Genomic DNA, 16228 nt, shown 5'->3' on the forward strand with positions numbered 1-16228 from the left:
TTGTCCGGCGACTAAAGCTTAGTGCCGGACAACGTTTTCCAGATTATGAATCAGCCGCGACCTTTGCGGGTTAGCCGTATTCAATACGGGTTTAGCCGCGCATTTCGAGGTACTCGTCGTAGGTGGTAACGCGGTCGAACGTGCCGCCCTCGGGCAGAATTTCGATGATGCGGTTCGCGACGGTCTGGGTGAACTCGTGGTCGTGCGATGCAAACAGCACGACACCCTTGAAATCGATGAGGCCGTTGTTGACGGCAGTGATGGACTCGAGGTCAAGGTGGTTCGTGGGCTGGTCGAGCAGGAGTACATTGCTGCCGAACATCATCATGCGCGAAAGCATGCAGCGCACCTTTTCGCCGCCGGAAAGCACCTGCACGGGCTTATAGACGTCTTCGCCGGAGAACAGCATTTTGCCGAGGAAACCGCGCAGATACGTTTCGGTGGTGTCTTTGGAATATTGCTCGAGCCAGCGGATGATGGAATCTTCCGTATCGGTGAAATAGGCGGAATTATCCTGCGGGAAATAGGACTGACTCGTCGAAACGCCCCACTTGAATGTGCCGGCATCCGGCTCCAGCTCGCCCATTAAGATTTTGAAAAGCGTCGGCACGGCGAACTCGTTTGATGCGGTGAACGCGATTTTATCCGTGCGGCCGACGGTGAACGTGACGTTATCAAGCACCTTTACGCCGTCTACGGTCTTTGTAAGGCCCGAGACGGTGAGGACGTCTTTGCCGAGCTCTCTATCCATCGTAAAGCCGACATACGGGTAGCGACGGGAGGACGCGGGCATTTCTTCGACGGTGATCTTATCGAGCAGCTTCTTTCTGGACGTCGCCTGACGGGACTTCGATTTATTTGCGGAGAAGCGCTGGATAAAGTTCTGGAGCTCCTTGATTTTTTCCTCCGCCTTGCGGTTCTGGTCGCGCATCATGCGCTGCATGAGCTGGCTCGACTCATACCAGAAGTCGTAGTTGCCGACGTACATTTTGATCTTGCCGTAATCGACATCGACAATATGGGTGCAGACGTTATTTAAAAAGTGGCGGTCATGGGAGACAACGATGACGGTGCCCTCGTACTCAATGAGAAAATCCTCTAACCATGTGATGGCTTTGGCGTCGAGGCCGTTCGTCGGTTCGTCAAGGAGAATCATATCCGGCTGGCCGAACAGCGCGCGGGCCAAGAGCACTTTAACCTTTTCGGTCTGGTTCAGGGTGCTCATGGTGTTATACATATCGTTGCTGTCGAGCCCGAGACCCTGCATGAGCTTTGCGGCTTCGGTCTCGGCGTCCCAACCGTTGAGCTCGGAGAACTCGGCTTCAAGCTCGGCGGCGCGGTTGCCGTCTTCTTCATCAAAATCGGGCTTTGCGTACAGCGCGTCTTTTTCCTGTGCGATCTCATACAGTCTTGCATTGCCCTGCATAATGGTATCAAAAATGGTTTGGTCTTCGTAAGCAAAGTGGTCCTGTTTCAGAACGGACATTCTGTATTTGGGGTCAAACGTGACCTCGCCCTTACTGGGCTCTAAATCGCCGGACAAAATACGCAGGAAGGTGGATTTACCCGCGCCGTTTGCGCCGATAATGCCGTAGCAGTTGCCCGGCAAAAACTGGAGATTGACGTTTGAAAAGAGGTTCTGACCATCAAAATTGATGGCGACCCCGTTGACATTCAGCATAGTTTGGTTCCTTTCAAATGGTGCTTTTATATTTTTCTTTTTATCTCAGTGCAAACCGCTCCACGGCTTCCGCGAAGCCGTCTTCGATACACGGTGCGACGACGGCGTCGGCAATCGCTTTCGCTTCCTCTATGCCGTTGCCGACGACGGCGGCGAAGCCTGCGGCTTTCAGCATACCGAGGTCGTTGCCGTTATCGCCCGCCGCCATGGTGTTTTTGGGATCGATGCCGAGGACCTTGCAGAGCGAATACAGTGCGGTGCCTTTATCGCAGCCCTTTTTATTGATCTCGATGTTATCGACGTTCGAGAATGTAAGCTCGATGCCGCCTAACTTTTGCAGGCGGGCCAAAATTTCCGGGCGGACGCTTTCCGGAATGAACATCATATTGATCTTTTCCGGCTCGGCGTGCGTTTCTTTTAAATACGCGGAGAGGTTGTCCGTGAACGTATAATCTTTTGTGAGGAAGTAATATTTTTCTTCCGGGAAGCCGAAAATGGTGCGGGCTTTATCCGGGTTGCCGCGCTTTGTAACGCCGCGCCCGTGCACGTAGTATTCCACATAAAGCTCGTAATCGTCAAAAATTTTCTGCACTTCGAGCGCGGTCTCGGTGGGAATGAGATCGGTGCAGAGCACTTTGTTTTCCAGAATATCCCACACGGCGCCGCCGTTTGAGGTGATGGCGTAGCGGATAAACGGCAGCTCGGTGAGGCACGGCGGAATAAAATTGCGCACGCGTCCTGTGGCCGGGACGACCAGAATGTCTGCGTCGTTCGCCTTTTCCATGGCGCGGCGGTTGCGCTCTGAAAGCTCCGCGAAGCCGTGCAGCGTGGTGCCGTCCAGATCGAACGCGATGAGCTTGATGTTTCTTTTTGCTTCTGTGTTTTCCATATATACAGATATGGACTGCCGTGCAGTCCATTGCGCTCCTTTCCGAAAGTCATACCAATTAAATATACTGTAAAACCCGGAATAAAACAAGGGCTTATGCGAAATTTGGCAATTTCACAGCGAAATTTTGCAATTTCTCGTCGAAAATTCGCGTGTTTTTTGAAAACGGTTGTTTTCGGCACTATGCAATGCTATACTAAAGCCAACAAAGGACAAGGAGTTGTTTTGAATTGATGGATATGGCAAAACCAGACATGACCAAAATGCGCCGCGCCGACCGCGCGATTTCCCGCGAGGATGCGCTTGCGGTCATTGACCGCTGCGCTTACGGCACACTTTCCCTTATTGCGACGGACGGCACGCCGTATGCGGTGGCACTGAACGTGGTGCGTGACGGCAAGAAGCTGTTCTTCCACAGCGCGCCGGAGGGGCTGAAGGTCGACTCTCTGCGCGAAAATCCGCAGGTTTGCCTGCTGTTTGTGGAAAACCCGACGATCTACGAAAAGGGGCTGACGACGCTCTATACCTCCACTGTGGTGCGCGGCAAAGTGACAGAAATAACCGATTTCGATGAAAAACGCCGTGCGCTGCGTCTGCTTTGCGACCGTTTTGTGCCGAGTTTGACGAAAGAGGAAACCGGCTGCGTGGAGACGGGGCCGAAATCGACGGGTGTGTGGTGCATTGAGATTGAGTCTGTCACCGGCAAGCAGAACCGCCGCATGGGCTGATTTTTAAGAGATATAGAATTGTATAAGGCACAAATGTGTTTCGTAGTGTCGAAAAATTCGTGCTGCGGAACATTTCTTTGTGGAATTTGTTGAAAGAAGCGACCAAATATGGTATACTGAAAAAAATTGTGTGCGATTTAGGGGTTCGTGCACACAAACTTGGAAAAGTGAGGCGTTTTAAAATGCTTTTACCGGTCGTTTTTCTGTGCAATGCACTTTTATTATTGACGGTTTTAAACAGCCGCTTTCGGCTGCTGGCGGAGGCCATTGTTTCGGGCGGCGTGTTTGTGCTTTCTATTTTGCTGAATCTGCTGCTCTCCCCTGCCTTTAACGACGCGACGGGGCAGTTCGGCAACGGCATGAATGTGCTCTTATTGCTGGTTGCGGCGGTATTCCTCTACACGAACAATTTGGCGCAGAAGCTGAGCCTTTCTCTTTTGATGATCTGCAACTACGCATTTTTGCTTCCCGTGACGACCACGCTTTTGAAAGCGTTGCCGTTTGCGGGCGACGGCGTATGGTCGGCGGTCATCGGCAGCCTGCTTTACATTGTTCTGACATTCCTCTCTTTCATGACGCTGGCACACCCGTTTCGCTATTTTGCACAGCGCGGCGTTTCGGTGCTGTCTGTGGGGCTTTGTGCGGCGCTTGTTGTCTGTTTATTCTGCGCAAATGGAATTTTGCCGACTTTTTTCGGGCTGAACAGCGTAACGCAGCGCCTTATTCTGACAGCGGCGCTGTACCTTGTTTTGGCGTTTACGGTGCGTGCGGCGTTTAACGCGGCAAAGTACCAGGAGAGTGCCTGCACGGCGGAGCACCGCGAGCAGCTGCTCGGCGCGGAGGCGGATTATTTCCGCGCGATGGTGGGCAACGTGACAAACGCAAAGAACGCGCAGGAGCACCATGATTTCGTTTTGCATGAGATCGCGGCTGAGGCGCAGGACGGCAGCTGCGAAGGCGTACTGAATATCATCAAAGAGGAAACAGTTCTGCACGATCCGTATTTACAGCGATACAGCGAAAACCCGTATGTGAATGCAGTGCTGGCGGGCAAGGCGGCCTACGCGGCACACTGCGGCATCGTTTTGGAAAGCAATGTGGAGCTTGGCGCGGTGCGGCTGAAAACCATTGAATTCTGCGCGATTCTGAACGACATGCTGACGCACGCCATCGACTGCGCGGAGCACTCCGGCGCAGAGGAGCCACGCGTGCGCATCACGGCGCTGCCGGTGGAAAACCGCATCACGTTTGAGGCGGTGTACTCGGCGCAGAAAAAGCAGAAAAAGCGCACACCGGCGACGAAGAGCTCCGTGAATGACCTTGTACATAAGCTGTTTGAGCCGAAAAAGCCGCAGGTGCTCGGCATGGAAGTGGTACGCGGCATTTTGGAGCGGTACAGCGGCGCGATGGATCTTTCCGCGGCGGGCGGTTCCGAAATCTTGCGCATCATCATCAATAATTGACGGTTTTAAATTTACTCTAAGGGGATAAAACATGGCGGACAAAAAGGGAATTCTTTATAACGAGGCCGCAAAGGCGTATTTTTACGGCGACTGTGTAAGCTCCATTGAACCGTACGGCGGCGGGCACATCAACGACACGTTTCTGGCGCGCACGGAAAAGGGCAACTTTGTCTTGCAGCGCGTGAACGGGTATGTGTTCCCACACCCGGATGAGATCATGGACAACATGGTGCACGTGACGAAATTTTTGGCGGAGAAGCTTGAAAAGGCCGGCAAAGACCCGAAGCGCGGCACGCTGACGGTTTTAAAGACGAACGACGGCAAGGATTATTATATCGACAGTGAGGGCAACTACTGGCGCTCGACGATCAATTTGGAGAACACAACGGCGTATGACTTTGCGGAATCTCCGGAGATGCTGAAAAAATCCGGCGCGGCGTTCGGTGCGTTTCAGAACATGCTCTCTGATTACCCGGCAGAGACGCTGCACGAGGTCATCCCGCACTTTCACGACACCCCGGCGCGTTTTGAACAGCTCATGCAGGCGGTGCGCGAGAACAAGGCAGGGCGCTTAAAGAATGTTGCGGCCGAGCTGGAATTTGCAAAGGCACGCGAAACGGACTGCGGGCTTTTGATGAACCTGCTTGAGGAGGGCAAGCTGCCGCTGAAGGTGACGCATAACGACACGAAAATGAGCAACGTTTTGATTGATAACGCGACGGGTGACGCGGTGTGCGTCATCGATCTTGACACGGTGATGCCGGGCCTTGCGGCGTTTGACTTCGGTGATTCCATTCGCGCGGGTGCTTCCACCGGTGCGGAGGACGAAACCGATCTGACGAAGGTGCACTTCAGCGTGCCGCTCTTTAAGGCGTACACGGAAGGCTTCCTCGGCGAAGCCGGCAAGGCGCTGACCGAGACGGAAATCCGCACGCTGCCGGACGGTGCGAAGCTGATGACGTTTGAGGTGGGCATCCGCTTCCTTGCGGACTACCTGAACGGCGATGTGTACTTTAAGACGAAGTACCCGCAGCACAACTTAGACCGCGCACGCAACCAGTTCCACCTTGTGGCGGAAATGGAAGCAAAGCGTGATGAGACGCAGGCCATTGTGGACACGTATTTGTGATGAAATATTAAATTGAATATAGTAAAAAAGTCCTGCACAGCTTATCATGCGTGCAGGACTTTTTATGTTCAGATTGTTAAATTACTTGCCGTTTTTGAACGCATCCATGTTGATGAGCTCGCCGCCGCGGAGGCGGGATTCTTCGGCTGCGAGCGCCATGAAGTGGCTTTCGAGGGAGTGCTCCAGCGTTGTGGTGCGCTCGGTGGCTTCGGTCTCGTTGATGAGCATATCGAGGAAATCGTTCACGATGCCGCTGTCGCCGCCGCCGTGACCCTTGAGGTCGTTTGCAAGGAGCTTGACATCGATGATTTCTTCCGGCTCGCCGAAGACGCGGACGTGGATTTTATTCGAGAGCATATCGGCTTCGATCTCACCGTTCGTGCCCATGGCCTTGAAATAACGGTAGCACTTTTCGGTGAACGCGCACATGGTGAAGCTCATGGTTGTGCCGTCCTCGAAGAGGAGGTTCGTCTGCTGGTGGTCGACGACGTTGTTGTCGCACATATAGACGCAGCGGCCGTACTGACCGTTTTTCAGTGCTTCATAGGTGCGCTCTTCGGTGGGGTTCACGCCGCAGGCAACGCCCGCCATCCACGTATTGCCGTTGCGGATGCCCGTTGCGGGGTTCGTGATGTAGATCTTCTCGGCGTCGAACTTACAGTTTTCCTTCGCTTTGCAGCCGCCGAGGCAGTACGGCGTTGCGCCCTCCGGTGCGCACTCCTTTTTGAAGAGGTGCGTATCGCCGAGGGAGGAAATGGCCTTACATTTTTTGCCGAGCAGCCATGTGTAGATGTCCATATCGTGGCAGCACTTCTGGAGGATCATGGGGCTTGTCTGGTCACTGTTGCGCCAGTTGCCGCGCACAAAGGAGTGCGCCTGGTGCCAGTAGCCGACGTTCTCGTTTGCACAGACGGAGACGACATCGCCGATCTTTTTGCTGTCGAGAATGGACTTTAATGTATTATAGAACGTGGTATAGCGCAGAACATGACATACGATGATCTTGCCGGGGCAGTGCTTTGCAACCTCGATAATACGCTTGCACTCCTGAAGATCCGGAGAGATCGGCTTTTCCATCAGGATGTTATAGCCCTTTTCAAGCGCCGGAATGGCGTGGTTGACGTGCTGGCGATCCATGGTGGAAACGACCATGACATCGGCAAGCTTATCCTGCGCGAGCATTTCCTCTGCGCTCGTGAAGCAAAGCTCATCCTTGATGCCGTAGAGTTCTTTCGCTTTCTGTACCTTTTCCGGGTTGATATCCGCCACGGCGACGACCTTCATGCGGTCCGGGAAAAGCTTCTGCATGGAAGCGTATGTGCTGCCGCGGTCGCCGAAGCCGGCGATGGCAAATGTGATGGGTGCTTTCATGGATTTTACCCCCTCTTCCTTTCGTAGAGAAACGAGATTTAATGGAATCATACAAACGGAAAGGTGCGGGCGAAGACAGGGCCGTCGCACACACCTTGCTGCTTTCTGAATTTGATTATACGGACAATAACGGCAAAAAGCAAGCCGTTTTGGGCTTTTATGCCGTTTAATTTACAAAACGGACTTTGCATTGTAATGGCGGTCCTTGAGCGGGATGTAGGTCTGACCGGTGGGCAGCGCGCGGTACGCCGGGCGGATGATGCGGCCGCCCGTTGTGAGCTCCTCGATGCGGTGGGCGCACCAGCCGGAGATGCGCGAAACGGCAAACATGGGTGTGTAGAGATCCTCCGGAATGCCGAGCATCTCATAGACGAGCCCGGAATAAAAATCGACGTTGGCGCATACTACTTTCTCGTTCCCCGTAACTTTATGGAACGCGTCTGGCGCTAAGCGCTCGATGCGCTCATACAGCGCGAACTGGTCGGCGTAGCCGGTTTTGGCGGCGAGGGAACGCGCCTGTTTTTTGAGTTCGACGGCACGCGGATCGGACAATGTGTAAATGGCGTGACCGATGCCGTAGATGAGGCCGCTCTTGTCCCCCACCTCGCGGCGCAAAATGCGCTCGAGGTAGTTTTCCACTTCGTCATCGCTGTCCCAGTGCTGCACATTCTGCATGATGTCTGTCATCATCTGGCGTACCTTGTGGTTCGCGCCGCCGTGACGGAAGCCCTTCAGGGAACCGATAGCTGCGGCGATGGTGGAGTAGATATCCGTTTGCGCGGAGGAAAGCACACGCGTGGTAAATGTGGAGTTGTTACCGCCGCCGTGCTCTGCGTGGAGCACCATGCAAAGGTCGAGCAGCTGGGCTTCCTCGTGCGTGAATTGGCGATCCTCGCGCAGGGCATTCAAAATCGCCTCCGCCGTTTTGTGCTGCGGCTCGAACGGGTGAAAAAACATGGTCTGTTTATCGTAATGGCGGCGCTTGACCTGATAGGCATACGTCATGATGGCCGGCATACGCGCAATGAGCGAGATGCTTTGGCGCATGTTATTTTCGAGTGAGAGATCGTCCGGGTCGTCATCGTAGGAATAGAGCGTCAAAACGGCACGCGCAAGCTTATTCATCACGTCGCGCGACGGGTTTTTCATAATGACGTCCTCGGGGAAGTATTCCGGCAGCTCGCGGTTTTCGTAAAGAAGCTGACAGATGCGGTTATACTGGCGTTCATCGGGCAGCTTGCCGAAGATCAAAAGCCACACGACTTCTTCAAAGCCGAAACGGCCTTCCGCGCGGCAGCCGTTGATGATGTCCACAACATTCATGCTGCGGTATGTGAGGCGGCCGCTATCCGGAATTTTCACGCCGTCGCTGATGAGGTAGCCGTGCACGTTACAGACGTGCGTAAGGCCGGCCATGACGCCGGTGCCGTCGCGGTTGCGCAGGCCGCGTTTGACGTGGTAAAGCTCGTATTCATCCTTTGTAATCTGGTTATTGGCACGATACTCGGCGCAAAGCTCGCTGACCGTTGTGCTGCTTGCACTTTCGTTTATCAATCTTTCCAAAACTGCTCATCCTTTCCTGCGCGGCTCTTCGCACTGCGTTCCGCACATTTTCGCGTAGTAGATACATAATAACGCAGAGTTGCGGTTTCGTCAAGCATTTTTGAATTATGAAACTCAATATCTTTCATTTTTATCTTGATTTATTTTACAAAAAATAAATTAAGCACAAAATATTGCATGAGTGACAATAAGTTTTTTCATTTTGAGGTGTAAAATGAAGCTGAAATCAAAATGGCCGGTACGCAGGTTTTTCGCATTTTTGGGTGCGCTGTATCTGTTTTGCGCGGTAACGCCGCTGCTGTTTGCGGAGAGCGGCACGGCAAAAAGCGAATCTGTTTTTCGCATTTACGACACGGCAACAGAGACGGTCCGCACCGTGAACGATCTGGATTTTCTCTGCGGGGCGCTGCCGTGTGAGATGGCCGTTTCTGCCCCCGACGAGGCGTTAAAGGCACAAATCATCGCGATACACACGCTCTATGACCGCAAGCGGCGGGAAAACACGGGGAAAGATTTTGATTTTACCTGTGACAGCGCGGAAAAGAATATCTACACGGTTGATGCGGGGCTGACGGACGAAGAACAAAACCGCGTGCGGGCGCTGTGCTTATCGGTGCTCGACAAAAAAATTTATTTTGAAAACGAGCCGATCAACGCGTGTTATTTTGCGATTTCTGCCGGGTGCACGCAGCCGTTTGAAAACGTGTGGCCGGAAAAAAGCTATCCGTACCTCACCGCTGTAGCGTGCCCGAGCGACCTTTTGGCGCAGGGGTTTCAGAGCGCGACAACGTTTACGGAAGACGAGATACGAGCCGCTTTCTCGGAAATTTCATTTGACGATGCGCCGGGAAGGTGGTTCTCGGATATTCAATATTTTGACACGGGATATGTGGAAAAGCTTACGGTCTGCGGGGTAGAAATGACAGGCGTGCATGTGCGGGAGGCGCTCGGTTTACGCAGCGCGAGTTTTACGGTGACGTATGAAAACGGCGCGTTCACATTTACGACGCTCGGCTATGGGCACGGCGTGGGCATGAGTCAAGCGGCCGCCATAACGCTTGCGGAAGGCGGCATGACGGTTGACGAAATTTTGGCACGATTTTACCCGGGAACCGACATAAAATAGGAGATGCCCTGCCGTTTTGCGCATCGGCAGGGCAGTTTTCTTACGGCGTGATAAGATTTTACTTTTTCGGGATAACGGGGATCCAGATAGCGGACTCGTAGTCGGTGCTGTCCGGGTCGCCGTCTGCGGAATACCACTCGATGTTGTACTTGCCGGCAAGGTCGTACTCCTTGTTGCCGGGCAGCCACTCCATTTACGCTCTCCCCTTTCCTCTGTCGCTGTATTCAGTATAGGCGATTTTGCGGTTCGTTTCCTGTCTGAAAGGAAACAAATCTGTCTTTACATTTCAGAAAAAGCGATATCGAGCAGGTGAACGGCGGTTGCACCGCCCATGCGAAGGCATTCATAGCAGCGGTTGCAGTAGCACAGCACCGGGATTTGGGGATCAAACTGCGCGGCATAATGCTGCATGAGAGAGGTTTGCAGGTCTTCGGGCAGCTTGTACAGTGGAGTGTTCGGGTAGTTTTTGAGACGCGGATCATCCGTTTCGTAATGCAGGTTGCCGCAGAATATGGATTTTTCACGGTTATGCTCGATCTCTATCACTTCCGCGTGCATTTTCTTTAAAAGGCTGCGCACGGCTTCGTGGATCTCCGGGTGATTGCGGTCGCGCCAGCAATCCTGCACATAGAATTTTTGACCGTTTAGGTTCGGAAAGTTGAAATCTTTTAAGGCATCGAGATATTCCCACATCGACTGCGTTTTCACTTTGTCTTCGAGCGTCTCGCGGCATGCCTGACAGATGTAAAGCGCGATATCCGCAGGGGAAATCTCTCTTTTATCGACGCGGCAGCAGCCGGCAACCGGCATTTGCTTTTCAAAATACGCTTTGACTTTTTTTGCCGTTGCGGGACTTGCCGCGCTAAAGTTACAGCTTGGGTAATAAATGTACATATTTCCCTCCGAATTTTAAAAATCAGCATGCTCCAAAAGCCATTTGGCTACGCCGTCTTCGTTGTTTCCGCCGATGACGGCAGTGGCGGCGGCTTTCAGTTCTTTGTCGGCATTTTGAACGGCGTAGGCTTCGTCCGCAGCGTGGAACATATCAAGGTCGTTTTTACCGTCGCCGAACACGACGAGCTTTTCGCAGCCGAGCTTCTCTTTCAGCTCGAGGACGGCGTTCGCTTTGGAGGCGGTTTTCGGCATGATCTCGAGCCACTGCTCGCCGGAGTAAATATCTTTGGAGTAGACGACGTGGTAGGTTTCGCGGTATTTTTCGTAAAATGGCGCGAGTTTTTGCGGGTCGCCGATGCAGGTGATATAGAAAAGATCGCCACGCGTGAGCTCTTCCGTCGTATACACCTCGCGGGTACGGGGGTCGTTTACGCGGGTATCGGCAAAGTCCTTCAGGCCGGGCGTGCACTTTTCATAGATAAAGGAAAAATGTTCTCTGCCGTCCACATTTGCGTACACGATGGGGTAGATATTCGCCTTGAAGAGTTCATCTAAAACCGCGTACACGGAAGCGTCAAAGTAATTTGCGAGAAGAATTTCCTCCGTGACGTTATCGCGGACGAACGCGCCGTTATAAATGATGAGCGGAAAGTGCGTGTTGAGCCCCTTGGTGACCGTTTTCGCGGTGACAAGCGAGCGCGCCGTAGCGTAGGAAAACAGCATGCCGCGCGAAGTTAGCGTGTTGATCGTCTCCGCCGTGAACGGCGAGACGGTTTGGTCGCGGCGCAGCAAGGTGCCGTCTAAATCGGAGACGTAGAGCGTTTTTGGGCCTTTCATATTTTCCCTCACTTTCGAATTTCGGCGATGAGATATTTTCGGAGCTTTTCGAGGTCGTCTTCGGGCAAATCGAGCGCTTCGCCCTCGAACCAGATCTTCATGGCGCGCTCGGGCAGATATTTTAGGCTCTGTGGGACGTTTTCGATCATCCAGAGCCCGGCTTCGTATTTGGATAAAATGCGGCGCTCCTTTTTAAACGACAGAATGCGGCCTAAAATGAGGACGTTGCTCGCGAGGTAGCGCGGCTTGTAGCTATGAAAATCGTAGTTTTCGACATCGGCGGAGATGCCCTGCCAGAAGTCTTCATCGGAAATCTCGGAGAAAATCTCCTTTGGCGGCGGGCCGTACAGGGTGACGCCGCACTGCAAAATAAGCTTGATGTAGCTTGTGACGTCGGCATCCGGGAACTCCCGGTCGAGCACATAACAGTTGAAATCAGGGTCATGCAATCGCTGTTCGATGCGCTCGCTCCAGAAATCGCTGTAATGGAACACGCAGTTACCAGGCGTTCGCCACAGCTGCACGTCGCAAAGCTTCACGGCGGAGAGCTCCACGGGGCACGGACTGCCGTCGATTTCGAGCAGATCTTGTGCGATTTTGAGCTTCGTTTCGATCGTAAGTGCGTCCTTTACAACGACCAGAACGTCCAAATCGCCGGATGCGGGCTGAAACGCGCCGAGGGCAACAGAGCCGTGCAGGTACACGCCAACGAGGTTCTCCCCCGCGTGCGCTTTCCAACTTTCCGTAATGCGGGCGAGCTGAGATTTGATTTTGAGAGGCAGAGTTTGGTAAGATAGTAGACTGTCCATAAAACCTCCTACTTCGCAGTACTTTTCATTTACTATATACTGCTTTTTTTCACCGTGTCAACCAAAAACAGTTTTACAAAAATCAAATCAGTTCTGCGCTTCCTTGCGGTTTGCAGAACGGTACTGGGTGGGCGAAACGCCCACGATGGATTTGAAAATACGGTTAAAATGATTGATTTCTTCAATCCCGAAACAAATCGCCTTACAGAGCAATTTGAGGCCCCGGGGCTTTGCCGGGCTGATGCTGCTCCAAATCGGTCAGCACATGGTTCGCCGTGACAAGACCGACATTCGGCGCGATATAACTGCCTTTGCCAATGACGATTTTGGCGGCGAAATTCTGAAAATAGCAGCCGAACGCGTTAAAATCATTCATATCATCCGGGTCGAAAATCAGATTTTCCGCGCTGCTTACTTCATTGCGGAAAGAAACCGGGAACGGAATATCGCGATTGATGCCCTTTATCTTCTGCATCCACAAGTTTCGCCAGCACCATGTCCAGCCGAGACTGGATTCCTCAAACCAGCGGCCACGCAAAAACTTTTTATCGTAAAACAACGGCATAATAAGTTTTGAAAAAAAGCTGAATACCGGTCGTTCCAAAAGCATCTCCCCCTTTTCCTCCAGTGTAGAGGAAAAAGTAGAAAACCTCCAGCAGAACTCTCTTTTTTGCTTGACGGATACTACGAAAAAAGCATCTTTTATAGCAGCTCCGAAAGCCGCGAACTGCCGATGGAGCGCTCCGCAAGCTGCATATCTTTTGTGGAGTGGAGGTTCAGCATACCAAGCTTTTTGAGGTTCGGGATCTCCATCGTTTTCACGGTATAGGCGATATGGCCGAATGTATCGACACCGACGTCGCCAAACGCCTCGGAATCCGGCATAGCACCGATGCCGAGGGAATCGAGAACATAAAAAAGACTTTGCACATAAAATGCACAAAGTCTTCTAAACAAGATATTATTGTGCAGGCAGGCTGAGATGGCACGCTGGGTGTCCGTCGTTACACTCGTATTCGATCGAATAACCCACATCTTTTGTAAAACTCACCGCGCAGAAGCCTGCTTTCATTTTGACTTTCTGCCCGTTCAAAAACGTCACCGAATGCCAGTCGTAAGCTGGGTTTGTGTGCCAATCTACGGGGACTTTCGGGTTTTGCTCCCCTGTTGTCATATAATCCGTTTGTATGTCGGCGTAAAACGACCGCAGGTTCGCCCAGTCCGTTGCGACCCTTGCCTTATGAAGCTGTGCGCTGAAAACCGGAATCGCGACCGCAATGAGTATCGCGATGACAGCCACGACAATCAGCATTTCCATAAGCGTGAAGCCTTTTTTATTTACCCGACGGTACGGTTTTATTTTCTGGAGCAGGACGGTTTTTAACATTTTATCCTCCTATCACAACGAAAAACATAAATACTAATAAAGCCGGATTTTATTATAATAGGTTGGTATTATGTTGTCAACATTTTAGCAGCGTTATCAATTTATCTTGCAGAAAAGCCGTAACGATTTAAGTTTCATACCAAGCCGGGCCGATATACGCGTCCCACTCGACAGAAGTCGTCTGCGGCGTAAAGGCGATGGTGAAAAATGTAAAGTCTACTTCTATGCCGTCCGTAATGCAATCCATGATAATCCGCCGATTTTCCTCAAAGAGGGCAAATACTCTGATTCCCTTTACAAAGCCGGAAAGCATTTCCTTCACCGCATCGGCACCTTCAAGCACGATCTGTTCTCCGACCGGATTACCGTTTTCAATCGGTCTTCTGTTCTCAAACGTTACGCTTTCCATGTGCTCAAACCGAAGTACCGCCCGCTCGATCTCCAAGTCACAATCTCCCGGGTTTTGCTTCGTGTGCTTGTGAATATTCAAATGCGTGGCGCTAAACACAAGTGTGTTTTTATCGAAGCAACCGAGCGAAAGCTCCGCATCATGAAACTCAAAAATATCAAGCTTATTTTCGGCCTTGTACTGCATGAATTTTCACCTACTTGTTCTGTTTTAAGCGTACAACCGTCTCAATATGTGCATCGTTGTCCAAACTCAAACTCATATCCTCCGCAATGATTGGGAGCTTGAACTTGATGGACTTGAGCCACTGACCGTTGGGCTGGCGTTCCTCGTAAATCTGGATTTCAGAGATCAGTTCCTCAATCAGCTGCCGTTTCTCTCTGTCATCCATCTTTCCATAGAGCTGATCGAAGTAGATCAGAACCTTGTAGATATTATCGCCGGTCAGCTTTTCTGCCTCAATGGCCTGTTTCTTGGCTCTGGCTGCAATCAGCAGAGATTCCAATTCTTCAATCTTATCATACATCCCATAGAGCCGATCATCAAGATCAGATTTCCGTCTGCGGTAATGACGGTCGTCTGGGTCAAGAGAGTCGATTTCTTCAATTAGCTTGGATTTGGTAGAATAAGCCTGACGAAGCTGCTTTTCATAGTTGCTGATTTCCTGCTCAATGGCAGAGGTATCCACCTTCATACTGACTTTTTCCTGCATCATGGCGGCGAACTTCGGATTGCTTACCAGCTTGACGATAACCTCCGCCACGGCGCTGTCCAGCAGTTCTTCGTTGATCTGCTTCTTGAAGTCGCATTTATGTCCATGGGTCATCGTGCGGTGCTTGCAGCCGTAATAAAAGAAGTCCTTGTATTTCGTACCATCTGCTTTATGCTTGATGCTTTTGTTTCCATACATTCTTACGCTGCAAACTGGGCATTTCACAATGCCGGACAACAGATGTATTTTTGTATCCTTGTCTCTGTTGACGCGTTCGTATTTTTCCGCTTGTGCCAACAGCTTGACCTGCGCCTTATGCCATAGTTCTTCGGAGACAATTCCCTCATGCAGTCCGTCAACCAGCAAATAGTCATCCTGCTCCACAAGACGGTAATCATTTCGTGTGCCATGCACCTTCTCCGTCCGGCGTCTACCATAGGCGATTTTCCCGCAGTAAACCGGATTTTTCAGAATCCTGCGGATCAACGCAGAATCAAACAGGGGATTTTTCCCGTTTTGCCTTTGGATTTTGTGAATCCCATGGGTTGCAAGGTATTTTGCAAGACCGTTTGCACCGGTATCCGTATGCACATACTGGTCAAAAATTACACGAATTGCTTCTGCCTCTTCCTCGTTGATGAAAAGCTGCCCCTTTTCCAGCTTGTAGCCATAAGGCGCAAAGCCGCCGTTCCATTTCCCCTCACGGGCTTTCTGGATTCTGCCCTCCATCGTCTGCACACGGATGTTTTCACGCTCAATTTCCGCAACCGCCGACAAAACGGAGATCATCAGCTTTCCGGCATCCTTGGAGGAATCAATACCATCCTCGACACAAATCAGATTGACACCGAAATCCTGCATCACCTGCAAGGTGGACAGCACATCCGCCGCATTTCTGCCGAAGCGGGACAGCTTGAACACCAGCACATAGGATACGCCGTCCTTGCCGGACTTGATGTCCTCCATCATCTGATTGAACTGGATTCTGCCCTCTATGGACTTACCGGATTTTCCGGCGTCCTCGTATTCGCCCACGATTTCATAATCGTTGAAGTCAGCAAAGGCTTTCATTCGGGACTTCTGGGCATCCAGAGAATATCCGTCAATCTGCATAGCGGTGGACACCCGCGTGTAGATATAAACTTTTATCTTTTCTTTTTTCATGGGCATATCCTCAGTCAGCCTTGCTTGTTATCCGTTTTCTGCTCCAACAGCTTGATGGAATCCAGA

18 protein-coding genes are annotated in these 16228 nt (G+C 51.8%); 5 read left to right on the top strand and 13 right to left on the bottom strand.

Features of this window, described 5'->3' with window-relative positions; translation table 11 throughout:
- Nucleotides 1-91: 91 nt before the first annotated feature.
- Together ACLTX1_RS11195 and ACLTX1_RS11200 are read right to left on the bottom strand one after the other, a co-directional pair.
- Nucleotides 92-1681 (bottom strand): ABC-F family ATP-binding cassette domain-containing protein, encoded by a 1590-nt coding sequence (locus tag ACLTX1_RS11195; RefSeq protein WP_308449102.1) that lies wholly within the window; start codon nucleotides 1679-1681, stop codon nucleotides 92-94.
- A gap of 40 nt (nucleotides 1682-1721) precedes the next feature.
- Nucleotides 1722-2570 carry an HAD family hydrolase gene (locus ACLTX1_RS11200; protein ID WP_412330948.1) on the bottom strand — a complete coding sequence of 283 codons (849 nt, stop codon included), beginning with the start codon at nucleotides 2568-2570 and terminating at the stop codon, nucleotides 1722-1724.
- A gap of 233 nt (nucleotides 2571-2803) precedes the next feature.
- Here ACLTX1_RS11200 and ACLTX1_RS11205 point away from each other — a divergent pair, with 233 nt between their 5' ends.
- The 3 genes from ACLTX1_RS11205 to ACLTX1_RS11215 all read left to right on the top strand — a co-directional run bounded on the left by ACLTX1_RS11205 (nucleotide 2804) and on the right by ACLTX1_RS11215 (nucleotide 5890).
- Nucleotides 2804-3298 (top strand): pyridoxamine 5'-phosphate oxidase family protein, encoded by a 495-nt coding sequence (locus ACLTX1_RS11205; protein ID WP_308449100.1) that lies wholly within the window; start codon nucleotides 2804-2806, stop codon nucleotides 3296-3298.
- A 182-nt stretch (nucleotides 3299-3480) separates the two neighbouring features.
- The gene (locus ACLTX1_RS11210; RefSeq protein WP_412330949.1) at nucleotides 3481-4761 is read left to right on the top strand and encodes a hypothetical protein; all 1281 of its coding nucleotides are present in this window, start codon (nucleotides 3481-3483) and stop codon (nucleotides 4759-4761) included.
- Between the two features lie 31 nt (nucleotides 4762-4792).
- Nucleotides 4793-5890 (top strand): phosphotransferase enzyme family protein, encoded by a 1098-nt coding sequence (locus ACLTX1_RS11215; protein WP_412330950.1) that lies wholly within the window; start codon nucleotides 4793-4795, stop codon nucleotides 5888-5890.
- Between the two features lie 81 nt (nucleotides 5891-5971).
- Here ACLTX1_RS11215 and ACLTX1_RS11220 read toward each other — a convergent pair whose 3' ends face one another.
- The gene (locus ACLTX1_RS11220) at nucleotides 5972-7261 is read right to left on the bottom strand and encodes a Gfo/Idh/MocA family protein (RefSeq protein ID WP_412330951.1); all 1290 of its coding nucleotides are present in this window, start codon (nucleotides 7259-7261) and stop codon (nucleotides 5972-5974) included.
- 41 nt (nucleotides 7262-7302) lie between these two features.
- Between ACLTX1_RS11220 and ACLTX1_RS11225 the strand changes: the two genes are divergently transcribed.
- Nucleotides 7303-7431 (top strand): hypothetical protein, encoded by a 129-nt coding sequence (locus tag ACLTX1_RS11225; RefSeq protein WP_412330952.1) that lies wholly within the window; start codon nucleotides 7303-7305, stop codon nucleotides 7429-7431.
- Nucleotide 7432: 1 nt separating this feature from the next.
- Here ACLTX1_RS11225 and ACLTX1_RS11230 read toward each other — a convergent pair whose 3' ends face one another.
- Nucleotides 7433-8815, bottom strand: coding sequence for a citrate synthase (locus ACLTX1_RS11230; RefSeq protein WP_412330958.1), 1383 nt, complete (start codon nucleotides 8813-8815; stop codon nucleotides 7433-7435).
- 223 nt (nucleotides 8816-9038) lie between these two features.
- Between ACLTX1_RS11230 and ACLTX1_RS11235 the strand changes: the two genes are divergently transcribed.
- Entirely contained in the window at nucleotides 9039-9950 is a 912-nt protein-coding gene (locus ACLTX1_RS11235) for a SpoIID/LytB domain-containing protein (protein WP_412330953.1), read from the top strand.
- Between the two features lie 58 nt (nucleotides 9951-10008).
- On the opposite strand, the gene ACLTX1_RS11240 is transcribed toward ACLTX1_RS11235, so the two are convergent.
- The 9 genes from ACLTX1_RS11240 to ACLTX1_RS11280 all read right to left on the bottom strand — a co-directional run bounded on the left by ACLTX1_RS11240 (nucleotide 10009) and on the right by ACLTX1_RS11280 (nucleotide 16162).
- Nucleotides 10009-10143: a hypothetical protein gene (locus tag ACLTX1_RS11240; RefSeq protein ID WP_308449095.1), complete on the bottom strand. Its 135-nt coding sequence runs from the start codon at nucleotides 10141-10143 to the stop codon at nucleotides 10009-10011.
- A gap of 86 nt (nucleotides 10144-10229) precedes the next feature.
- Nucleotides 10230-10844 carry a hypothetical protein gene (locus ACLTX1_RS11245; RefSeq protein WP_412278208.1) on the bottom strand — a complete coding sequence of 205 codons (615 nt, stop codon included), beginning with the start codon at nucleotides 10842-10844 and terminating at the stop codon, nucleotides 10230-10232.
- Between the two features lie 15 nt (nucleotides 10845-10859).
- Entirely contained in the window at nucleotides 10860-11681 is an 822-nt protein-coding gene (locus ACLTX1_RS11250; protein WP_412330954.1) for an HAD family hydrolase, read from the bottom strand.
- A gap of 8 nt (nucleotides 11682-11689) precedes the next feature.
- On the bottom strand, nucleotides 11690-12490 hold the full coding sequence (locus ACLTX1_RS11255) for an aminoglycoside adenylyltransferase domain-containing protein (RefSeq protein WP_412330955.1): 801 nt from the start codon (nucleotides 12488-12490) through the stop codon (nucleotides 11690-11692).
- Nucleotides 12491-12692: 202 nt separating this feature from the next.
- Entirely contained in the window at nucleotides 12693-13094 is a 402-nt protein-coding gene (locus ACLTX1_RS11260; protein WP_412330956.1) for a hypothetical protein, read from the bottom strand.
- Between the two features lie 98 nt (nucleotides 13095-13192).
- Entirely contained in the window at nucleotides 13193-13420 is a 228-nt protein-coding gene (locus tag ACLTX1_RS11265; protein ID WP_412330957.1) for a hypothetical protein, read from the bottom strand.
- A gap of 31 nt (nucleotides 13421-13451) precedes the next feature.
- Complete coding sequence (locus tag ACLTX1_RS11270; RefSeq protein ID WP_308449089.1) at nucleotides 13452-13877, bottom strand: type IV pilin protein; 426 nt, start codon at nucleotides 13875-13877, stop codon at nucleotides 13452-13454.
- 127 nt (nucleotides 13878-14004) lie between these two features.
- Nucleotides 14005-14472: a hypothetical protein gene (locus tag ACLTX1_RS11275; protein ID WP_308449088.1), complete on the bottom strand. Its 468-nt coding sequence runs from the start codon at nucleotides 14470-14472 to the stop codon at nucleotides 14005-14007.
- Nucleotides 14473-14482: 10 nt separating this feature from the next.
- Nucleotides 14483-16162, bottom strand: a complete 1680-nt coding sequence (locus tag ACLTX1_RS11280; RefSeq protein WP_343284817.1) for a recombinase family protein — start codon at nucleotides 16160-16162, stop codon at nucleotides 14483-14485.
- Nucleotides 16163-16228 lie beyond the last annotated feature (66 nt).

Origin of the sequence: Hominenteromicrobium sp. (genome assembly GCF_046974225.1) — a bacterium.
Lineage (GTDB): Bacteria > Bacillota > Clostridia > Oscillospirales > Acutalibacteraceae > Hominenteromicrobium > Hominenteromicrobium mulieris.